Source organism: Streptomyces sp. NPDC006602 (genome assembly GCF_042870385.1).
GTDB lineage: Bacteria > Actinomycetota > Actinomycetes > Streptomycetales > Streptomycetaceae > Streptomyces.
This window is the reverse complement of the sequence record NZ_JBIAHG010000007.1, coordinates 201,439-219,052: the sequence shown is the minus strand read 5'-3', so window position 1 is coordinate 219,052 and position 17,614 is coordinate 201,439. Positions and strand designations below refer to the sequence as shown.

The window sequence follows — 17,614 nt, the reverse complement described above, 5'->3', positions numbered from 1 at the left end:
GACCGATGACCTCGACGTACCAGCAGATGATCTTCGTGAATCTGGCCGTGAACGACCTCGACGCCTCGAAGAAGTTCTTCACCGAGCTGGGCTACACGATCAACCCACAGTTCAGCAACGAGGACGCGGCCTCCGTTGTGATCAGCGACACGATCGTGGCCATGCTGCTCACCAAGCCTTTCTACGCGACCTTCACCAAGAAGGAGATCGCCGACGCCACGAAGACCAGCGAGGTACTGATCGCGCTGAGCGCCGAGAGCCGCGAGAAGGTGGACGAGCTGGTCGAGAAGGCCCTCGCCGCGGGCGGCTTCCCGTCCGGCGAGACCCAGGATCACGGCTTCATGTACGGCCGTTCCTTCGACGACCTCGACGGCCACACCTGGGAGGTCGTGTGGATGGACCCGTCCGCCATCGAGGGGTGAACCACTGTGCCTAGCATGGGCGGGTGCAGACGATGCCCGCCCATGCGGCCCACCACGACGACCGTGAGATCGAGACCCTCGACGAGTTCGACGCGACCGTGTCGACCCGTGCGACCCTCGCCGGATTCCGGGTGCAGGCCGTCGATCTGACGGACCGTACGCGGGAGTTGCTCGCGACCGACACGGCGGGCGCCGTCTTTCTCGGCTGCCCCATGCGCCAGGACGCGGCGGCCAAGGTCCGGGCGGACGGCGCGATGGTCTTCCCGCCCGTCCCCGACCTGCCCTTCGACCCGTACCGGGGCCTGCTCCACTCCCCCGACGAGCTGTTCGCGTCCCTGGCGGACGGCTATGAGGCCACGCCCGACGCCCTGGCGTACGCGTGGTTCCAGCGGACGAAGGCCGACGGCGACATATTCGCCTCGATGCTGCGCTCGGTCCACGACGACTCCATCTCGGACGCCCTCGACGAACTCCTGTGCGGGACACGGGTGGTGGGCGTGATGGGCGGCCACGCGATGGCCCGCGGCACGGAGGCCTACGCCGGTGCCGCGCGGCTCGGCCGGGAGCTGGCCCGTGCCGGTTTCACGGTCGCCACCGGCGGCGGCCCGGGCGCGATGGAGGCGGCGAACCTCGGCGCGTACGCCGCCCCGTACGACGACGACATGCTGACCGAGTCGCTCCTACTCCTCGCCAAGGCGCCGAAGTTCACGCCCTCGATCACCGAATGGGCGTCGGCCGCCTTCGAGGTACGCACCCGCTGGCCGAAGGGCGGCACCTCCGTCGGCGTTCCGACCTGGTTCTACGGCCACGAGCCGCCGAACGCCTTCGCCTCGCACATCGCCAAGTACTTCGCCAACGCCACGCGCGAGGACGGCCTGTTGGCCCGCTGCACCGCCGGTGTGGTCTTCCTGCCGGGCGCTGCCGGGACCGTACAGGAGATCTTCGACAACGCGACGCCGAACTACTACGAGTCGCGCGGCGAGCCCACGCCGATGGTCCTCGTGGACCGCGACCACTGGACGGAGCGACTGCCCACGTGGCCGCTTCTTCAGGCACTCGCGCGGGAGCGTTCGATGGAGGCCCGAATCGCCCTGGTTGACCGGATCGAGGAGGCTCCGGGGGCGCTGAAACGTCTCGTCAGTTAAACAGAAGGCAAAGCAAACGCTTGTAGCCTGCATATGCGTTGACACTTCTTATGTAGCGCTTATAGACCTGTGAGCCTCTTGGGGATGTTGGTGTCCCAACGTCCCATCAGCCCCCCGCAGTTGCTTAACTCATGAAGGACAAACGTGTCCATAACTCGCCGTACCGTCGCACGCTCCGTGCGCATCCTCGGTGTCGCATCCGCCTCGGCCGCGCTCGCGCTCGGTGCCGCCGGCAGCGCGCTCGCCTGCAACATCAGTGATTTCTCCGCCGAAGCCAAGTGCGACGGCACCAAGGGCGTCATCACCGTCACCGACGTGGACGCCGGCGGTGTCCCGGCCACCGTCTCCGTGTTCCTCGAGAACAACGGCGCCGACGTGAAGAAGATCGGCCAGCAGGTGGTCAAGGGCTCGGCCGAAGGCACCACCATCACCTTCGAAGAGGACTGGCTGCCGAACGCCGAGTACCGCATCCACATCAAGGCCGCGAACTACGTCGACGAGGACATCACGCCGAATCTGACCACCCCGTCGACGGCCTGCAAGACCGAGGACACCCCGACGCCGACGCCCACCCCGACTCCGTCGGTGTCCGCCTCGACCCCGGCCGAGGAGACCATCACCCCGGCCCCGTCGGCCTCGGAGAGCAGCAGCACCGCCCCGGCGGACACCGCGAGCAGCGCTCCGTCGCCCGCTGCCGGTGACTCCAACCTCGCCGAGACCGGCGCGAACTCCAACACCGGCATCATCGCCGGCCTCGCGGCCGCCCTGGTCGCGATCGGCGGCGGAGCCGTGTTCTTCGGCCTGCGCCGCCGCGGCACGAACAGCAGCCGCTGACACCTTCCGCACGCCGCCCCGTGGCCCGTCCCCTCACGCCAGAGGGGGCGGGCCACGGCGCGTGGGTGCGAACATCCGCGCTGCCGCACGTGGCTGCGGGCAGTCGTGCCGCTGGGCGATGGGGCCCACCGCTCGAGCGAAGCCGAGAGTGGGGGAGGGTGGGCGCAGCGGCGCCCCGCCGGCGCGGGCGAGCGAACCCACTCGCCGCCGGCCCCCACGCCGGGCACCACGCAACCGACGGCAGCACAGGGCTCAGCGCCGGCCGCCACCTGGATCAACCGAGCACGACGATCTCATCCCCGTCGAACTCCACCCCCACCACGTCCCCCACCCCCGGCGCCACCCGCAACGCACACGCCGCCTCCAACCGAGGCGCATCCTCCTCCGGCTGCAGATGCACGGCGACATGCGTGCCCTTGAACGTCCGCCCGGCCACCACACACCGCAACCCCTCATCCGCACCCACGAGCCGTACCCCCGCGGGCCGCACCAGCAAGGGGCGCACCCCCTGCGCAGCCCCCGCAGGCACCGGCACCTTGCCCCACGGCGTGTCCGCGGCCTCCCCGGCGACCGTCCCCTCGACCACGTTCTCGAAGCCGAGGAAGCGAGCCACGAACTCGTCCGCCGGCCGCTGCCACACCTCAAGAGGCGTACCGGACTGGGCGATCCGCCCGTCCCGCATCACCACGACCCGGTCGGCGAGCGCGAACGCCTCGCCCTGGTCGTGGGTCACGGCGAGCACGGTCGTCCCCAACCGCCCGAAGAGCTCCCGCAGTTCGACGACGAGCCGCTCCCGCAGCGACCGGTCGAGCTGCCCGAGCGGCTCGTCCAGCATCAGCAGCCGCGGCCGGGGGGCCAGCGCCCGGGCCAGCGCCACCCGCTGCTGCTCCCCTCCGGACAGCGAGGCGACGGCCCGCCGCCCGGCCCCCGGCAGCCCGACCAGGTCCAGCAACTCCCGTACACGCTGGCCCTGTTGTTCCTTCGACGCCCCGTGCATCCGCAGCCCGAACCCGACGTTGCCGCCCACGTCCCGCTGCGGGAACAGCTGATGGTCCTGGAACATCAGCCCCACGCCGCGCTTGTGCGCCGGCAGGCCCGCCTGGTCACGCCCGTCGAGCAACACACGCCCCCCGTCCAGGGGTTGGAGCCCGGCCACCACCCTCAGCAGCGTCGACTTGCCGCTGCCGCTGGGCCCGAGCACGCACACGATCTCGTGCTCGGCGACACCGAGACCGACCCCGTCCAGCACGGCCCGCCCACCGAACCGTACGGTCGCGTCCTCAAGGCTCAACAGCATCCAGAACTCCCCGGCATCTAGAACTCCCCGGCCCGGTCGGTCCGCAGCCGCTCGAGCACCAGCAGCGCCACCGCGCACACGATCATCAGAATCGTCGAAAGGGCCATCGCCTGCCCGTAGTTGAGCTCTCCGGCCCGCCCGAGCAGCCGCGCCACGGCGACCGGCAGGGTCGGGTTGTCGGGCCGCGCGATGAACACCGTCGCCCCGAACTCCCCGAGCGACACCGCGAAGGCGAACCCCGCCGCGATCAGCAGCGCCCGCCGTACCATCGGCAGATCGACCTCGCGCCACACCCGCCACGGCGACGCCCCGAGCACGGCCGCCGCCTCCCGCAGCCGTACGTCCACCGCCCGCAGCACGGGCAGCATGGTCCGTACGACGAAGGGGACACCGACCAGCGCCTGCGCGAGCGGCACCAGGATCCACGAGGACCGCAGATCCAGCGGCGGCTCGTCCAGCGCGATCAGGAAACCGAACCCGACGGTCACCGCGGACACCCCGAGCGGCAGCATCAGCAGGGCGTCGAAGCCGCGCACGAACCGCCCCGCGTCCCGGCGGGTGAGTACCACGGCGGCCAGTCCGCCGATCAGCACGGCGATGGCGGTGGCCACGACGGCGTACTGCAGCGAGTTGCCGATCGCCTCGATCGGCGGCACCAGGAAAAGCCCGCCGTCCTCACTGGTCAGCGCCCGGTAGTAGGCGAAGTCGGGCGCGTCGAGGGACCGCTGCACCAGCACGGCGAGCGGCAGCAGAAGCAGTACGACGACGGAGACGAGGACGCCCGCCAGCAGCGCCCACTGCCCGGCCCCGCGCGGCCGGCGCGCGGTCACGGACGCGTCCACCAGCCGCAGGGCGGTCTCCCGCCGCCGTACGGTCCACGCGTGCAGGGCGAGGATCGCGCCGACCGCCACGAACTGGATCAGCGTCAGCACGGCGGCCGTGGACAGGTCGAAGATCTCGGACGTCTGCCGGTAGATCTCCACTTCGAGCGTCGAGAAGGTCGGCCCGCCGAGGATCTGCACCACACCGAAGGAGGTGAAGGTGAAGAGGAACACCATGAGCGCGGCGGCGGCGACAGCGGGCGCGAGCGCCGGCAGCGTGACCTTCCGCCAGGCCGCGAGCCGGGAGGCGCCGAGCATCCGGGCGGCCTCCTCCTGCCGCGGGTCGAGCTGGGACCAGAGCCCGCCGACCGTCCGTACGACCACCGCGTAGTTGAAGAAGACGTGCGCCAGCAGGATCGCCCACACGGTGGTGTCCAGGCGTACGCCCCACAGCTCGTCCAACAGCCCGCCGCGCCCGACGAGCGCCAGGAACGCCGTACCGACGACGACCGTCGGCAGCACGAAGGGCACGGTCACGGCCGCCCGCAGGACCTGCTTGCCCGGGAACTCGAAGCGGGCGAAGACATACGCGCCGGGCAGCGCGATCAGCAGGGTGAGCGCGGTGGAGGCGAGCGCCTGCCAGGTGGTGAACCACAGGACGTGCCGTATGTCGGACTGCCCGATGACGTCCACGATCCGGCCGAGCTGCCACACCCCGTCGACCTTGAGGCCGCGTACGACGATCGCGGCGACGGGGTAGGCGAAGAAGACCGCGAAGAACGCGACGGGCACGGCGATGAGGCCGAGCCGCGCCGCCGCGCTCCTCCCGGGGCCCTTGCGCGGGGCTACTTCAGTACGAGCGAGGTCCACGACTTGACCCACTGGTCACGGTTGTCGGCGATCTCGGCCGGGTCCATGGTCTCGGGATCCTTGGCCTGCGGACCGTACTTGGTGAACTCGGCCGGCACCTGCGCGCCCTCCCGCACCGGGTAGACGAACATGTTGAGCGGCATGTCCTCCTGGAACTCCTTGGTGAGCAGGAAGTCGAGGAGCGCCTTGCCGCCCTTGGTGTTCTCGGCGTTGCTCAGCAGGCCCGCGTACTCGACCTGGCGGAAGCAGGTGCCGGCGGCGACGCCCGTGGGCGCGGTCGTCGGCTTCGGGTCGGCGTAGATGACCTCGGCGGGCGGCGAGGACGCGTACGAGACGACCAGCGGCCGGTCGGCCTTGGCCTTCTTGCCGCCGGCGGAACCGGAGAACTCCTCGTTGTAGGCCTGCTCCCAGCCGTCCACGACCTTCACGCCGTTGGCCTTCAGCTTCTTCCAGTAGTCCGACCAGCCGTCGTCGCCGTACTTGGCGGCGGTCCCCAGCAGGAAGCCGAGGCCGGGCGAGGAGGTGGAGGCGTTCTCGGTGACGAGGAGGTTCTTGTACGCGGGCTTGATCAGGTCGTCGAGCGAGGTGGGCGGGGCCAGCTTGTGCTTGCTGAAGTACGCCTTGTCGTAGTTGACGCAGATGTCGCCGGTGTCGATCGGCGTGACCCGGTGCTTGTCCTGGTCGACCCGGTACTGGGGGTCGACCTGGTCGGAGCCCTTCGCCTCGTACGACTGGAAGAGCCCGTTGTCGAGCGCCCGCGACAGCAGGGTGTTGTCGACGCCGAAGAAGACGTCGCCCTGCGGGTTGTCCTTGGTCAGGATCGCCTTGTTGACGGCCTGCCCGGCGTCGCCGTCCTTGAGGACCTTGACCTTGTAGCCGGACTGCTTCTCGAAGCCCGCGAGGACGCTCTTGGAGACGGCCCACGAGTCGTGGCTGACGAGGGTCACGGTCTTGGATTCGCCGCCGCCGCTTCCGGCGTCGGAGGACCCGCACGCGGCGAGCGTGACGAGGCCGAGTCCCACGGCGACAACCGTGGCCTTCTTGGTGATGCTCACAGAATTCCTCCTGGGGGTGGCCAGGAAGAGACGCGGCCCTGCCCGGGCGCCTCGAAGAATCCGAGGGCTCCCGGGCAGGGCGCAACAGCTCGAGTAGTGACCGAACTTCCTACCCAGAATGACCTGGGCGAGGTTCAGAGGGTCTGCGGCCGGTGCCGCACTCTCAGCGCTGTGGCGCTCCCCTGTCGGAATATGAAGATGTACGTACGGACGTCACACTACCGCTCGGTCGCGGCGAGCTGACCACACGCCCCGTCGATCTCCTGTCCACGGGTGTCCCGGACGGTGACCGGTACACCATGGGCGGCGATGGCCTCGACGAACGCCTTCTCGTCCTCGGGGCGGGAGGCGGTCCACTTCGAACCCGGCGTCGGGTTCAGCGGGATCAGGTTGACGTGCACGGGCTTGCCCCTGAGCAGCCGCCCGAGCCGGTCGCCCCGCCATGCCTGGTCGTTGATGTCCCGGATCAGCGCGTATTCGATGGACAGCCGGCGCCCGGACCTCTCGACGTACTCGAAGCCCGCGTCGAGGACCTCGCGCACCTTCCACCGTGTGTTCACGGGGACGAGGGTGTCGCGCAGCTCGTCGTCCGGCGCGTGCAGCGAGATGGCGAGACGGCACTTGAAGCCCTCGTCGGCGAAGCGGTTGATCGCCGGGACGAGTCCGACCGTCGAGACGGTGATCCCACGCTGCGACAGCCCGAGCCCGTCCGGCTCGGGGTCGGTGAGCCGCCGGATGGCACCGACGACCCGGTTGTAGTTGGCGAGGGGCTCCCCCATGCCCATGAAGACGATGTTGCTCAGCCGCGCCGGACCACCGGGGATCTCGCCGTCCCGCAGCGCCCGCATCCCGTCCACGATCTGGTGCACGATCTCCGCGGTGGACAGGTTCCGGTCCAGGCCCGCCTGTCCGGTGGCGCAGAACGGGCAGTTCATGCCGCAGCCCGCCTGGGAGCTGATGCACATGGTCACCCGGTCCGGGTAGCGCATCAGCACCGACTCGACGAGGGTCCCGTCGAACAGCCGCCACAGCGTCTTGCGGGTGGTGTCCTGGTCGGTCGACTGATGCCGGACGACCGACATCAGGTCCGGAAGCAGCGCCTCCTGAAGCCGCCCGCGGGAGCCGGCCGGGATGTCCGTCCACTCCTGCGGATCGTGCGCGTACCGCGCGAAGTAGTGCTGCGAGAGCTGCTTGGCACGAAACGGCTTCTCACCGACCGCGGCCACCGCTTCCTTGCGCTCGGCGGGCGTGAGGTCGGCGAGATGCCGCGGCGGCTTCTTGGCTCCGCGCGGGGCGACGAAAGTGAGTTCTCCGGGCTTAGGCATGGCTGTACCAGTGTCGCAGATCGAATCATGTGACCTGGGCCCCAAGCCATGCCGCTCGGGTGGTGCGCTGTCACAAGAGCCACACCTGGGACTAGAATCGAACGCGTGTACGAGAAAGTGTCTCGCCTGGATCGCTTGCGCAGCGTCCGCGAATGGCTGGTCTGGCAGCTGCGCCGCACTGACGACACCATCGCCGAGCTGGAGCGGCAGGAGATTGCCGCTGCCCGTACCGCGCGCACTCTGCCCTCGGTCACGCCCGGGTGGAAGCTCGCGACGCGGCGAGCGGGCGGCAAGCCGACCCCCGACGCCGTCCACACAAGCGACTGCGGCATGGCCGGCAAGAACACGAAACCACTGGCACGCGAGCAGGCCCTGCGAGCGATTACGGAAGACGGCGTCACTGTGTGCCCCTACTGCCGGCCCGACACCGACCTCGGTGTGTTGTGAACCGCGAACAGGCGCAATGCGAGGGAAAGGGCACCGCACCCGTCGTCGTGCATCGCGTGGCGGACACCGGTGGCCGCCGGGTGTCGATCCGTGCCCAGTTCGCCGGCCTCGCTCACAGCGACGCCGACCTGGTCGAGTTTCTGCGCCGCGCGGGCCTGTCGGACGCGTGGGAGCTGCTGGACGATCCGCACTGGGTGGAATGGCAGGGCGACCGACCCCACCAATACGGTGCTGATTGACAGCGCCACAGGCCGGCGCCGTTCCTGACAGGAGTCGGGTTCGGTCTCTTCGGTCGGCGTCGCAGGCCGTGCTGCCGATCCGCTGACGTTGGCCGATTCCCCTCGGGCGGTGTGGCTCCCGGGATAAGATCACACCGGCTGTTGCTCGTTTCGTGGTCGCCGTCGTATCGAAGAGGGAGCCATGTGGCGAACGCTTCCCAGCGCGGTGGCCGGTTTGCTCGTGCTGTTCGTCGGCAGTCTTGCCTTCAACGCGGCATCCGGCCAGAGCCGTTGGCCGGGCCCGCTCGACTTTGTGCGCGTCCACCCGTGGGTGGTGCTCCTCGTCCTGATACCACTGGCGTTGATCGGGCTGTGGCAGGCGCCGCGCCGTGACCGTCCGCAGGATCCGCTCGCGCTCGAGCCGTACCGGCTGCCGTCGCGCAACATCAACTTCACCGGCCGCGACGCCGCGCTGCGGGAGGTGCGGCAGCGCCTCACCTCGGGGAACGACGTCGCGACGCTGGTCGTGCAGGGGATGGGTGGCGTCGGCAAGACCCAGCTCGCGATCGAGTACGCCTATCGCTATCTGCCGAAGTACCGATTCGTCGCGTTCGTGAACGCCGAGGACCCCGATCTGGTGGCGTCGCAGTTCGTATCGCTGGCCGGGGAGCTGGGGCTGACGGACGTGAATTCCGACCAGGCCTTCCCACGGGTGTACGGCAAGTTGCTGGACCGCAGGCCCTGGCTGATCATCTTCGACAACGGGGAGAAACCGGGCACGCTCACACACGCGCTGCCGTCGGCCGGCCTCGGGAACAACGGTCATGTCATCGTCACGACCAGGGTGAGTGGCTGGTCGAGCAGAGCCGACGTCATCGACCTGGTTGAGTTCACCCGGCAGGAGTCGGTGGCGCTGCTGGTCCGGCGGGTGCCCGACATGACCGAGGCGATGGCGGACCGGATCGCCGAGCAACTGGGGGACCTGCCACTGGCGTTGGAACAGGCGGCCGGATACATGGGCTTCAACCGCACGCCGCCCCAGGAGTACCTGACTCTGTTGACGTCGCGACTGGAGGACATGATCGCGCAGGGCGAGCTGGCCGATCGGCCGAGGGTGGTGGTCGCGACCCTGTGGCAGCTCAGTGTGGACAGGCTGGTGACGGAACAGCCCCAGGCGGTGCGGCTGCTGGAACTGTGCGCTCTGCTGGCGCCGGAGCCGATCCCGCTGGATCTGTTCACCGGCAGCCCCGACATGCTGGACGGAGCCGCAGCCGACCCGCTGGCGTGGGACACGACGGTCGGCGCCCTGGCCGGTCTGGGTCTCGCCAGGCGCGAGAACGCGTCCCTGGTGCTGCACCGGCTGGTTCAGGCCGCCGTCCGGGCCCCGATGCCGGACGAGGTGCACACCGAGGCTCGGGTCCAGCTGTGCAGTGCGCTGCTCGCGGCCGTGCCGCACGACATCCACGGTGACGCGGATGCCCGGCCGCGCTGGCAGGAGTTGCTCCCGCACGTGATCGCCGTGACCAAGGACGATCCCCCGGCCGAGTGCGCGGCGCAGACGGCGGTGCTGCTGAGGCTGGCGTCGGAGTTCCTCATCCAGATCGGGGATTTCTCGGTGGCGCTGCCCCTGTGTGAACGTGCCCTCGCGATCGACGAGTCGCTGGAGGGCCGGGATGCGGAGGTCGGTTTCGACCTGATCACCCTGGCGCACATCCACCGGGACCTCGACGCGCCGGAGAGGGCACGCCCGCTGGTGGAACGCGCGCTGCGCCTGCACGAGTCCTGCCTGCCGGCGGACAGTCCCGTCATCGCGACGGACCTGGCGACGCTCGCGCGGACACTGTGCCTGCTCGGTGAACACAGGGCGGCGCAGCCGCTGGCCGAGCGGGCGCTGCAGATCGACGAGGCGGCGTACGGGCCGGTCGACCCGTACGTGAGCTTCGACCTGATCGCACTGGCGAACGTCCACCTCGACCTCGGCGACCACGCCACGGCCCTGCCGCTGATCTCGCGGGCGCTGCGGATCCGCGAGGCCGTTTACGCGCCGGACCACCTGTACATCGGGTACGTCCTGCTGCTCAAGGCCCGGACCCTGCACACGTTGAACGACCCGACCGCAGCGGACCTCGCGCACCGAGGTGCGCAGATCCTGCGCACCCGACTGGGCGAGACCCACCCCAAGACCGAGGAGGCATTCGCTCTGGTCAACCAGCTACGTTGACCACGCCGCCTCACAACGCGCTTTTGGCCGGCCTAAGCCATCGGGTGCTCCAGCCGGTCCTTGAGCAGTCGCTCGTCGCGCGGCAGTTCCTTGCGGAGCTGCGGGCGGACGACGAGAGGAACGAGGACCTTGCCGAGGCCGTGACCTTCGAAGTCGATGTCGATCGTCACGCGGGAGCGCCGGCCCTCGTCGAGCGGTTCGATCTCGCCGTGGACGCGCGGCCTGACGGGACCGTCGACACCGTGCAGACCCCAGCTGAGCGGCGCGACCATCTCGGTGAACTCCACGGTCATCGGCATCTCGCGGCTGCCGATACGCCGGGTGACCCGGACCCGGGAGCCCTCGTGCAGCGGACCCTCGTCGAGCCGCTGTGCGGAGACCGCGCTCAGCTGCCAGTCCGGCAGGTGAGAGGGGTCCGTGACATACGCGTAGACGTCGTCGGGGCTGCAGTCGACGTCGATCACTTCTCGGATGGCGGACATCGCGCCCTCCTTCCACGGTGAACCCATTTGCGGGCTTACACCGGAATCGTCCCACTTGGCGACCGCGGAGGCCATCACCCGGAACACGTGGGGCCCCCACCGAAGCGGGGGCCCTACGAAAAACGACGTACGCCGGTCAGCCGGACCCGACGAAGATCACCTCAGCCGGACCCGACGAAGACGACGAACAGCAGCCAGACCACCGGAGCCGTCGGGAGCAGCGAGTCCAAGCGGTCCATGATGCCGCCGTGCCCCGGCAGCAGCGTGCCCATGTCCTTGATGCCCAGGTCCCGCTTGATCATCGACTCGCCGAGGTCGCCCAGCGTGGCGCTGGCCGCGACCGCGAAGCCCAGCAGCAGGCCCTGCCACCAGGTGCCGTCGTCGATCAGGAACTCCATGCAGAGCGCGCCCGCCACCATGGCGAAGCTCACCGCGCCGGCCAGACCCTCGCGGGTCTTGCCGGGACTGATGCGCGGGGCGAGCTTGTGCCTGCCGAAGCGCCAGCCGATGGCGTACGCCCCGGTGTCGCTGACGACGGTCAGGAGCAGGAACGTCAGCACGCGGCGCGGGCCGTCGTCGGCGGTGAGCATCATGGCGACGAACGTGGCCAGGAACGGGACGTAGAAGGCCGCGAAGACGCCCGCGGTGACGTCCCTGAGGTAGCCCTCCGGCGGTTCCGTCATCCGCCAGACCAGGACGGCCAGCGCGGTCAGCGCCATCGCGACCCACGCGCCCTCGGCACCCCGGACGTACCCGGAGACGACCATGGCCGCGCCGCCGAGCGCGAGCGGAACGAGGGGCGCCTTGATGCCCTTGCGCTCCTCCAGCCGCCTGGTCAGCTCCCACAGGCCCACCACGACGGCGACCGCTATCACGCCGACGAACACGGCCTTGACGAAGAACAGCGACGCGACTATCACCACGCCCAGGCCGACACCGACCCCTATGGCCGCACTCAGGTCGCGGCCCGCGCTCTTCTTCTGCGGCGCGGACGCCGGCTGCGAGGAGTCGGGCATGGGCTCCGGATTCTGCGGCACCGTCCCGTAGGACGGCGTCTGCGGCATGTCGTAAGGGCCGTAGGACGGGGCCTGCGGCGGGTCGTACTGCTGCGACTGCCGTACGTCGTACGGCGGCTGCGGCGTCTCGTCGCGGAACAAGGGGCCGCTCAGCCGAGCGGCCCCCCGGTCGTCATCCTGGTCTCCGCCGTGTGCGGGTACGTCGGGCGCGATGGGCATGGGCCGAGTGTGCTGCGCGTCATGCGCATCGTACGCGGGACCCGGCGGGGCAGCCCCCTGGACCGGCCCCTGCTCGGACGGCCCCCAGTACCCGGCTTGTGGCGGCGGCCCCCAGGAAGAGTCGTTCATCAGACCTCGAGCAGCTCCGCTTCCTTGTGCTTGAGGAGCTCGTCCACCTGGGCGACGTACTTGTGGGTGGTGTCGTCGAGCTCCTTCTCCGCACGGCGGCCTTCGTCCTCGCCGACCTCGCCGTCCTTGATCAGCTTGTCGATGGCGTCCTTGGCCTTGCGACGCACCGAGCGGATGGAGACCTTGCTGTCCTCGGCCTTGCTCCGGGCGACCTTGATGTAGTCGCGGCGGCGCTCCTCGGTGAGCTCGGGGAACACCACCCGGATGATGTTGCCGTCGTTGCTCGGGTTGACGCCCAGGTCGGAGTCCCGGATCGCCTGCTCGATGTTGCGCAGCGCGCTCTTGTCGAACGGGGTCACGACCGCCATGCGCGGCTCCGGCACGGAGAACGAAGCCAACTGGTTGATCGGCGTCAGCGCACCGTAGTAGTCGGCCACGATCTTGTTGAACATCGCCGGGTGCGCACGGCCGGTGCGGATCGCGGCGAAGTCCTCCTTGGCGACCACGACGGCCTTCTCCATCTTCTCCTCGGCTTCGAGGAGGGTCTCTTCGATCACCACTTGCTCCTGCGTGTCTTGAAGTAGGCCCGGCTGCGGTTCCTTGACGGGGCGGCGGCCGGCTGCGTCGCGTCTTCCTTTTGCACGGTTCCCGACCGGCGGGACATTGTCCATCCCCCGGTCAGGGTCATCAGCCCTGGCTGACTTGGTCACCCACCAGCGTGCCGATCTTCTCACCCTTGACGGCGCGCGCGATATTGCCTTCGGCCAGAAGCTCGAACACCAGGATCGGCAGCTTGTTGTCGCGGCACAGCGTGACGGCGGTGGCGTCGGCGACCTTGAGGTCGCGCGTGATGACCTCGCCGTAGCCGAGGGCGTCGAACTTGACCGCGTCGGGATTGGTCTTCGGGTCGGAGTCGTAGACCCCGTCCACGCCGTTCTTGCCCATGAGCAGCGCCTCGGCGTCGATCTCCAGGGCACGCTGGGCGGCGGTGGTGTCGGTGGAGAAGTACGGCATGCCCATACCGGCGCCGAAGATGACCACGCGGCCCTTCTCCAGGTGCCGGATGGCGCGCAGCGGAATGTACGGTTCGGCGACCTGCCCCATGGTGATGGCGGTCTGCACCCGGGACTGGATGCCCTCCTTCTCCAGGAAGTCCTGAAGGGCGAGGCAGTTCATGACGGTGCCGAGCATGCCCATGTAGTCCGAGCGGGCCCGGTCCATGCCACGCTGCTGCAGTTCGGCACCGCGGAAGAAGTTGCCGCCGCCGATGACGACGGCGATCTCCGCGCCGTCCCGCACGACCGCCGCGATCTCGCGGGCGATCTTGTGCACCACATCGGGGTCGACGCCCAGGCCCCCGCCACCGGCGAACGCCTCTCCGGACAGCTTCAGCAGAAACCGCCCGCGTACTTTGCCGTCGTCGCTCTTCTGGGCCTTGGTGGTCATGGCGTTCTCCTCATGGTGCACATACGAGGAGGCCATTGCCGGCGGGGTGTGGTTCGCATCCCATGCGCGGCAATGGCCTCCTCGTCAGATCTGCTGTCGTCCGCCACACACAGGTGGCGGCGTACGCGGACGACTGCTGTCGACCCTATCGGGGTCGCCCGTCGATCGCGGTACGGACTCAGATGCCGACCTTGATGCGCGAGAAGCGCTTCAGGGTGACACCCGCCTCGTCCAGAACCTTCTGGACGGACTTCTTGTTGTCGAGCGCGTACGGCTGACCGAGCAGCGTGGCGTCCTTGAAGAAGCCGTTGAGGCGACCCTCGACGATCTTCGGCAGGGCGGCCTCGGGCTTGCCCTCGGCGCGGGTGGTCTCCTCGGCGACGCGGCGCTCGGACTCGACGACCTCGGCCGGCACGTCCTCCTTGGAGAGGTACTTCGGCGCGAAGGCGGCGATGTGCTGGGCGACGCCCTTGGCGATCTCGGCGTTGGGCTTGTCGAGCTCGACCAGGACACCGATCTGCGGCGGCAGGTCGGGCATCGTGCGGTGCATGTACGCCGTCACGAAGCCGTCGGCGAACGCCGCGAAGCGGTCCAGGACGATCTTCTCGCCCAGGGTGGCGTTGGCCTCGTCCACGAACGCCTGGACGGTCTTGCCGGCCTCGATCTCGGAGGCGAGCAGGGCCTCGAGGTCGGCCGGGGCGGTCTTGGCGACGTGCTCGGCGATCGTGGTGGCGACGGCCTGGAACTTGTCACCCTTGGCGACGAAGTCCGTCTCGCACTTCAGCTCGACGAGAACGCCGGAGGAGTTGTCGTCGGCGATGATCGAGACCACGGCGCCGTTCTCGGCGGAGCGGCCCTCGCGCTTGGCGACGCCCTTCTGGCCCTTGATGCGGAGCGCCTCGACGGCCTTCTCGACGTTGCCCTCGGCCTCGTCCAGCGCCTTCTTGCAGTCCATCATGCCGGCGCCGGTGAGCTCGCGGAGCTTCTTGACGTCGGCGGCGGTGTAGTTCGCCATGATTCTGGAATCTCTCTCGAAGTCTGAAGATCTACCGGTGCCGGACGGCGGGGGCTTCGTGGGCCCCCGCCGTCCAGAACCCGAAGGTGTGTGAGGGTCAGGCCTGCTCGGCGTCCGCGGCGGGGGCCTCGGCGGCGGGGGCCTCGGCCTCGACGGGGGCTTCGGCGGCAGCCTCGGCCGGAGCCTCAGCAGCGGCCTCCTCGGCCGGAGCCTCAGCGGCGGGGGCCTCGGCTGCAGCCTCGGCAGCGGCGGGGGCCTCGGCCTCGTCGGCCTTCTTCTCGCCCTCGAGCAGGTCGCGCTCCCACGCGGCCAGCGGCTCGCCCGCGGCCTTGTCGCCCTTGCCCTCGGTGGCGACACCGGAGCGGGAGATGAGGCCCTCGGCGACCGCGTCGGCGATCACACGGGTGAGCAGCGTGACGGAGCGGATCGCGTCGTCGTTGCCCGGGATCTTGTAGTCGACCTCGTCGGGGTCGCAGTTGGTGTCGAGGATGGCGACGACCGGGATGTTGAGCTTCCGGGCCTCGCCGACCGCGATGTGCTCCTTCTTGGTGTCCACGATCCAGACGGCGCTGGGCACCTTGGACATCTCGCGGATACCACCGAGGGTCTTCTCCAGCTTGGCCTTCTCGCGCGAGAGCACGAGAAGCTCCTTCTTGGTCAGACCGGACGCGGCGACGTCCTCGAAGTCGATCTGCTCGAGCTCCTTGAGGCGCTGCAGACGCTTGTAGACGGTCGAGAAGTTGGTGAGCATGCCGCCCAGCCAGCGCTGGTTGACGTAGGGCATGCCGACGCGGGTGGCCTGCTCGGCGATGGCCTCCTGCGCCTGCTTCTTCGTGCCGACGAACATGACCGTGCCGCCGTGGGCGACGGTCTCCTTGACGAACTCGTAGGCGCGGTCGATGTACGACAGCGACTGGAGCAGGTCGATGATGTAGATGCCGTTGCGCTCCGTGAAGATGAACCGCTTCATCTTCGGGTTCCAACGACGGGTCTGGTGACCGAAGTGGACGCCGCTTTCCAGCAGCTCCCGCATCGTGACGACGGCCATGGCCGTTCTCCTTGGTGTTCTCGGTTGTGCCGCGGGTGCCGGATGGCACTCGCTCCTGACGCCCGCGATGCGCCGTGCCGCTAGGGACCGAGAGGCGCTGACACCGGCTGTTTGACGGCCTGATGTCGGGGCGTGCGAAGTCGACCCGGTGACCCGGATCGCCAGAAGAAGTGTACGGGACCCGGGAGGTACCGGGTGACGCCGCTGTCCACAACCCGGGAGTGGTCCACAGGTCCAGGCCGCGATCGAGGCGGGTGCGGGACGGTTCTCGCATGCGAGCGATGCGATGTACGCGATGTGTGGGTGCGTGGACGGGGTTGCTGCTGCTTCTCACGGCGGCGGTGCTGACCTGCACGCCCCCGTCGACCAGCCGGCCGACCCCTTTGGGCCCGGCGGCCACGGACACCTCCGTCCCGCCCCTCGGCCGTACCTGGCCCGTGGGCGACCGCCCCCCGGTCCTGCGCGGCTGGGAACCCCCCGCGACGCCATACGGCCGCGGCCACCGAGGCATCGACCTCGGGGCCGCTCCCGGCACACCGGTACGAGCGGTCGCGGCGGGCCGGGTGTCCTTCGCGGGCCGGGTGGCGGGCAAGGGCGTCATCGCGGTGGAACTGCCGGGAACGGGCGCCCCACCACTCCGGACGACATACGAGCCGGTCCGGGCCTCGGTGAAGAAGGGCGACGAGCTGGCAGCGGGCGAGCCGGTGGGCACGGTCGAACCGACGGGCTCCCACTGCACGAGCACGTGCCTGCACTGGGGCCTGAAAAGAGCCGGGACCTACCTGAACCCGCTGTCGCTGCTGCCACCCTGGCTACTACATCGAGGCCCGTCACGACTGTTGCCAGTGATCGGTCTACCGACGCCCTCGTAACCGAACCAGCAAGCGGGCACCTCCGCAGCTGCGGGCAGTCGTGCCGCTGGGGCGGCACGGGTGGGCGCAGCGGCACCGGTCAGCACCGGGCTGCGCGACCCACCCCCGCCCACATTCGGCCTCAGCCCTGGACACCCCGCAGTGCCATGGAAACCGCGGCCTCGGTAATCACCGCAGGTTCCTCCGCCGCCCCCAGCTCAATCCGCCGCACGGCCGCGTCCACAACCCCCTGCAACAACATCGCCGCCATCCGAGGCTGCTCGTGCCCCATCTCCCCCAACGCCTCGACGATCATCGCCACGAGTCCCCCGTGCGCGGCCCGGATCTTCTCCCGAGCCCCCGCGTCGAGCTCACTCGCGGAGATCGCCACCACAGCCCGGTGCCGCCGATCCCCGACCAACGCCAGCTGCTGCCGCACATACGCCTCGACCTTGCCCTCAGGCGTCCCGGCCCGCTCCATCGCCGCCGACACCTCCGCAGCCCAGACGGGAAAGTCGACCTCGCACAGCTCCTCGACCACGGCGGCCCGCGACCGGAAGTACTCGTACACGGACGACCGCGCGAGCCCCGTCCGCTCGGCCAGGGCCGGGAAGGTCAGCGCCTCCGTCCCGCCCTCGGACAACAGGGAACGAGCCGCGTCCAGCAGGGCGGCTCGCTGCATCGACCGGTGCTCGGCCACGGAGGCCGCTCTAATCCTTGGCACGTCAACCACTCTACGGACGGACCACCGCC

18 protein-coding genes and 1 riboswitch are annotated in these 17,614 nt (G+C 69.5%); of the genes, 7 read left to right on the top strand and 11 right to left on the bottom strand.

All coding sequences use genetic code 11. The annotated features are described in order from the left end of the window. Window positions 1-5 precede the first annotated feature (5 nt). The 3 genes from ACFYO2_RS20880 (at window position 6) to ACFYO2_RS20870 (ending at window position 2,401) form a co-directional block, all read left to right on the top strand. Entirely contained in the window at window positions 6-422 is a 417-nt protein-coding gene (locus ACFYO2_RS20880; protein WP_388350884.1) for a VOC family protein, read from the top strand. A gap of 23 nt (window positions 423-445) precedes the next feature. Next, window positions 446-1,567, top strand: coding sequence for an LOG family protein (locus tag ACFYO2_RS20875; RefSeq protein ID WP_388350881.1), 1,122 nt, complete (start codon window positions 446-448; stop codon window positions 1,565-1,567). Window positions 1,568-1,711: 144 nt separating this feature from the next. Next, window positions 1,712-2,401 carry an LAETG motif-containing sortase-dependent surface protein gene (locus ACFYO2_RS20870; RefSeq protein ID WP_388350878.1) on the top strand — a complete coding sequence of 230 codons (690 nt, stop codon included), beginning with the start codon at window positions 1,712-1,714 and terminating at the stop codon, window positions 2,399-2,401. A gap of 274 nt (window positions 2,402-2,675) precedes the next feature. Here the strand turns inward: ACFYO2_RS20870 and ACFYO2_RS20865 are convergent, their stop codons facing one another. From ACFYO2_RS20865 to rlmN, 4 genes are all read right to left on the bottom strand, one after another. After that, complete coding sequence (locus tag ACFYO2_RS20865) at window positions 2,676-3,698, bottom strand: ABC transporter ATP-binding protein (RefSeq protein WP_388350875.1); 1,023 nt, start codon at window positions 3,696-3,698, stop codon at window positions 2,676-2,678. Window positions 3,699-3,715: 17 nt separating this feature from the next. Continuing rightward, window positions 3,716-5,389 (bottom strand): ABC transporter permease, encoded by a 1,674-nt coding sequence (locus ACFYO2_RS20860; RefSeq protein ID WP_388350872.1) that lies wholly within the window; start codon window positions 5,387-5,389, stop codon window positions 3,716-3,718. Further along, window positions 5,365-6,444, bottom strand: coding sequence for a thiamine ABC transporter substrate binding subunit (locus ACFYO2_RS20855; protein WP_388350869.1), 1,080 nt, complete (start codon window positions 6,442-6,444; stop codon window positions 5,365-5,367). Before ACFYO2_RS20855 ends, ACFYO2_RS20860 begins: the two co-directional genes overlap by 25 nt. Window positions 6,445-6,532: 88 nt before the next feature. Then, window positions 6,533-6,638: riboswitch (TPP riboswitch) on the bottom strand. Window positions 6,639-6,662: 24 nt separating this feature from the next. Beyond that, window positions 6,663-7,769: a 23S rRNA (adenine(2503)-C(2))-methyltransferase RlmN gene (rlmN, locus tag ACFYO2_RS20850; protein WP_388350866.1), complete on the bottom strand. Its 1,107-nt coding sequence runs from the start codon at window positions 7,767-7,769 to the stop codon at window positions 6,663-6,665. A 105-nt stretch (window positions 7,770-7,874) separates the two neighbouring features. Between rlmN and ACFYO2_RS20845 the strand changes: the two genes are divergently transcribed. From ACFYO2_RS20845 to fxsT, 3 genes are all read left to right on the top strand, one after another. Then, window positions 7,875-8,216, top strand: coding sequence for a DUF6233 domain-containing protein (locus tag ACFYO2_RS20845; protein WP_388350863.1), 342 nt, complete (start codon window positions 7,875-7,877; stop codon window positions 8,214-8,216). Beyond that, window positions 8,213-8,455, top strand: a complete 243-nt coding sequence (locus ACFYO2_RS20840; protein ID WP_388350860.1) for a hypothetical protein — start codon at window positions 8,213-8,215, stop codon at window positions 8,453-8,455. The genes ACFYO2_RS20845 and ACFYO2_RS20840 overlap by 4 nt, the downstream gene beginning before the upstream one ends. 181 nt (window positions 8,456-8,636) lie before the next feature. Then, on the top strand, window positions 8,637-10,655 hold the full coding sequence (fxsT, locus tag ACFYO2_RS20835; protein ID WP_388350857.1) for an FxSxx-COOH system tetratricopeptide repeat protein: 2,019 nt from the start codon (window positions 8,637-8,639) through the stop codon (window positions 10,653-10,655). Window positions 10,656-10,687: 32 nt separating this feature from the next. On the opposite strand, the gene ACFYO2_RS20830 is transcribed toward fxsT, so the two are convergent. From ACFYO2_RS20830 to rpsB, 6 genes are all read right to left on the bottom strand, one after another. Then, window positions 10,688-11,137, bottom strand: a complete 450-nt coding sequence (locus ACFYO2_RS20830) for an SRPBCC family protein (protein ID WP_388350854.1) — start codon at window positions 11,135-11,137, stop codon at window positions 10,688-10,690. A gap of 161 nt (window positions 11,138-11,298) precedes the next feature. Further along, the gene (locus ACFYO2_RS20825; RefSeq protein WP_388350851.1) at window positions 11,299-12,501 is read right to left on the bottom strand and encodes a phosphatidate cytidylyltransferase; all 1,203 of its coding nucleotides are present in this window, start codon (window positions 12,499-12,501) and stop codon (window positions 11,299-11,301) included. Beyond that, window positions 12,501-13,058, bottom strand: coding sequence for a ribosome recycling factor (frr, locus tag ACFYO2_RS20820; protein ID WP_388350848.1), 558 nt, complete (start codon window positions 13,056-13,058; stop codon window positions 12,501-12,503). The genes ACFYO2_RS20825 and frr overlap by 1 nt, the downstream gene beginning before the upstream one ends. A 130-nt stretch (window positions 13,059-13,188) precedes the next feature. Continuing rightward, window positions 13,189-13,947, bottom strand: coding sequence for a UMP kinase (gene pyrH, locus ACFYO2_RS20815; RefSeq protein WP_388350845.1), 759 nt, complete (start codon window positions 13,945-13,947; stop codon window positions 13,189-13,191). A gap of 178 nt (window positions 13,948-14,125) precedes the next feature. Beyond that, the gene (gene tsf, locus ACFYO2_RS20810) at window positions 14,126-14,962 is read right to left on the bottom strand and encodes a translation elongation factor Ts (protein WP_388350842.1); all 837 of its coding nucleotides are present in this window, start codon (window positions 14,960-14,962) and stop codon (window positions 14,126-14,128) included. 97 nt (window positions 14,963-15,059) lie between these two features. After that, the gene (gene rpsB / locus ACFYO2_RS20805; protein ID WP_388350839.1) at window positions 15,060-16,010 is read right to left on the bottom strand and encodes a 30S ribosomal protein S2; all 951 of its coding nucleotides are present in this window, start codon (window positions 16,008-16,010) and stop codon (window positions 15,060-15,062) included. 272 nt (window positions 16,011-16,282) lie between these two features. Here rpsB and ACFYO2_RS20800 point away from each other — a divergent pair, with 272 nt between their 5' ends. Then, a complete protein-coding gene (locus ACFYO2_RS20800; protein ID WP_388350837.1) occupies window positions 16,283-16,882 on the top strand; it encodes a murein hydrolase activator EnvC family protein in 600 nt (199 codons plus the stop codon). 121 nt (window positions 16,883-17,003) lie between these two features. On the opposite strand, the gene ACFYO2_RS20795 is transcribed toward ACFYO2_RS20800, so the two are convergent. Then, complete coding sequence (locus tag ACFYO2_RS20795; protein ID WP_388351286.1) at window positions 17,004-17,561, bottom strand: TetR/AcrR family transcriptional regulator; 558 nt, start codon at window positions 17,559-17,561, stop codon at window positions 17,004-17,006. Window positions 17,562-17,614: the final 53 nt, after the last annotated feature.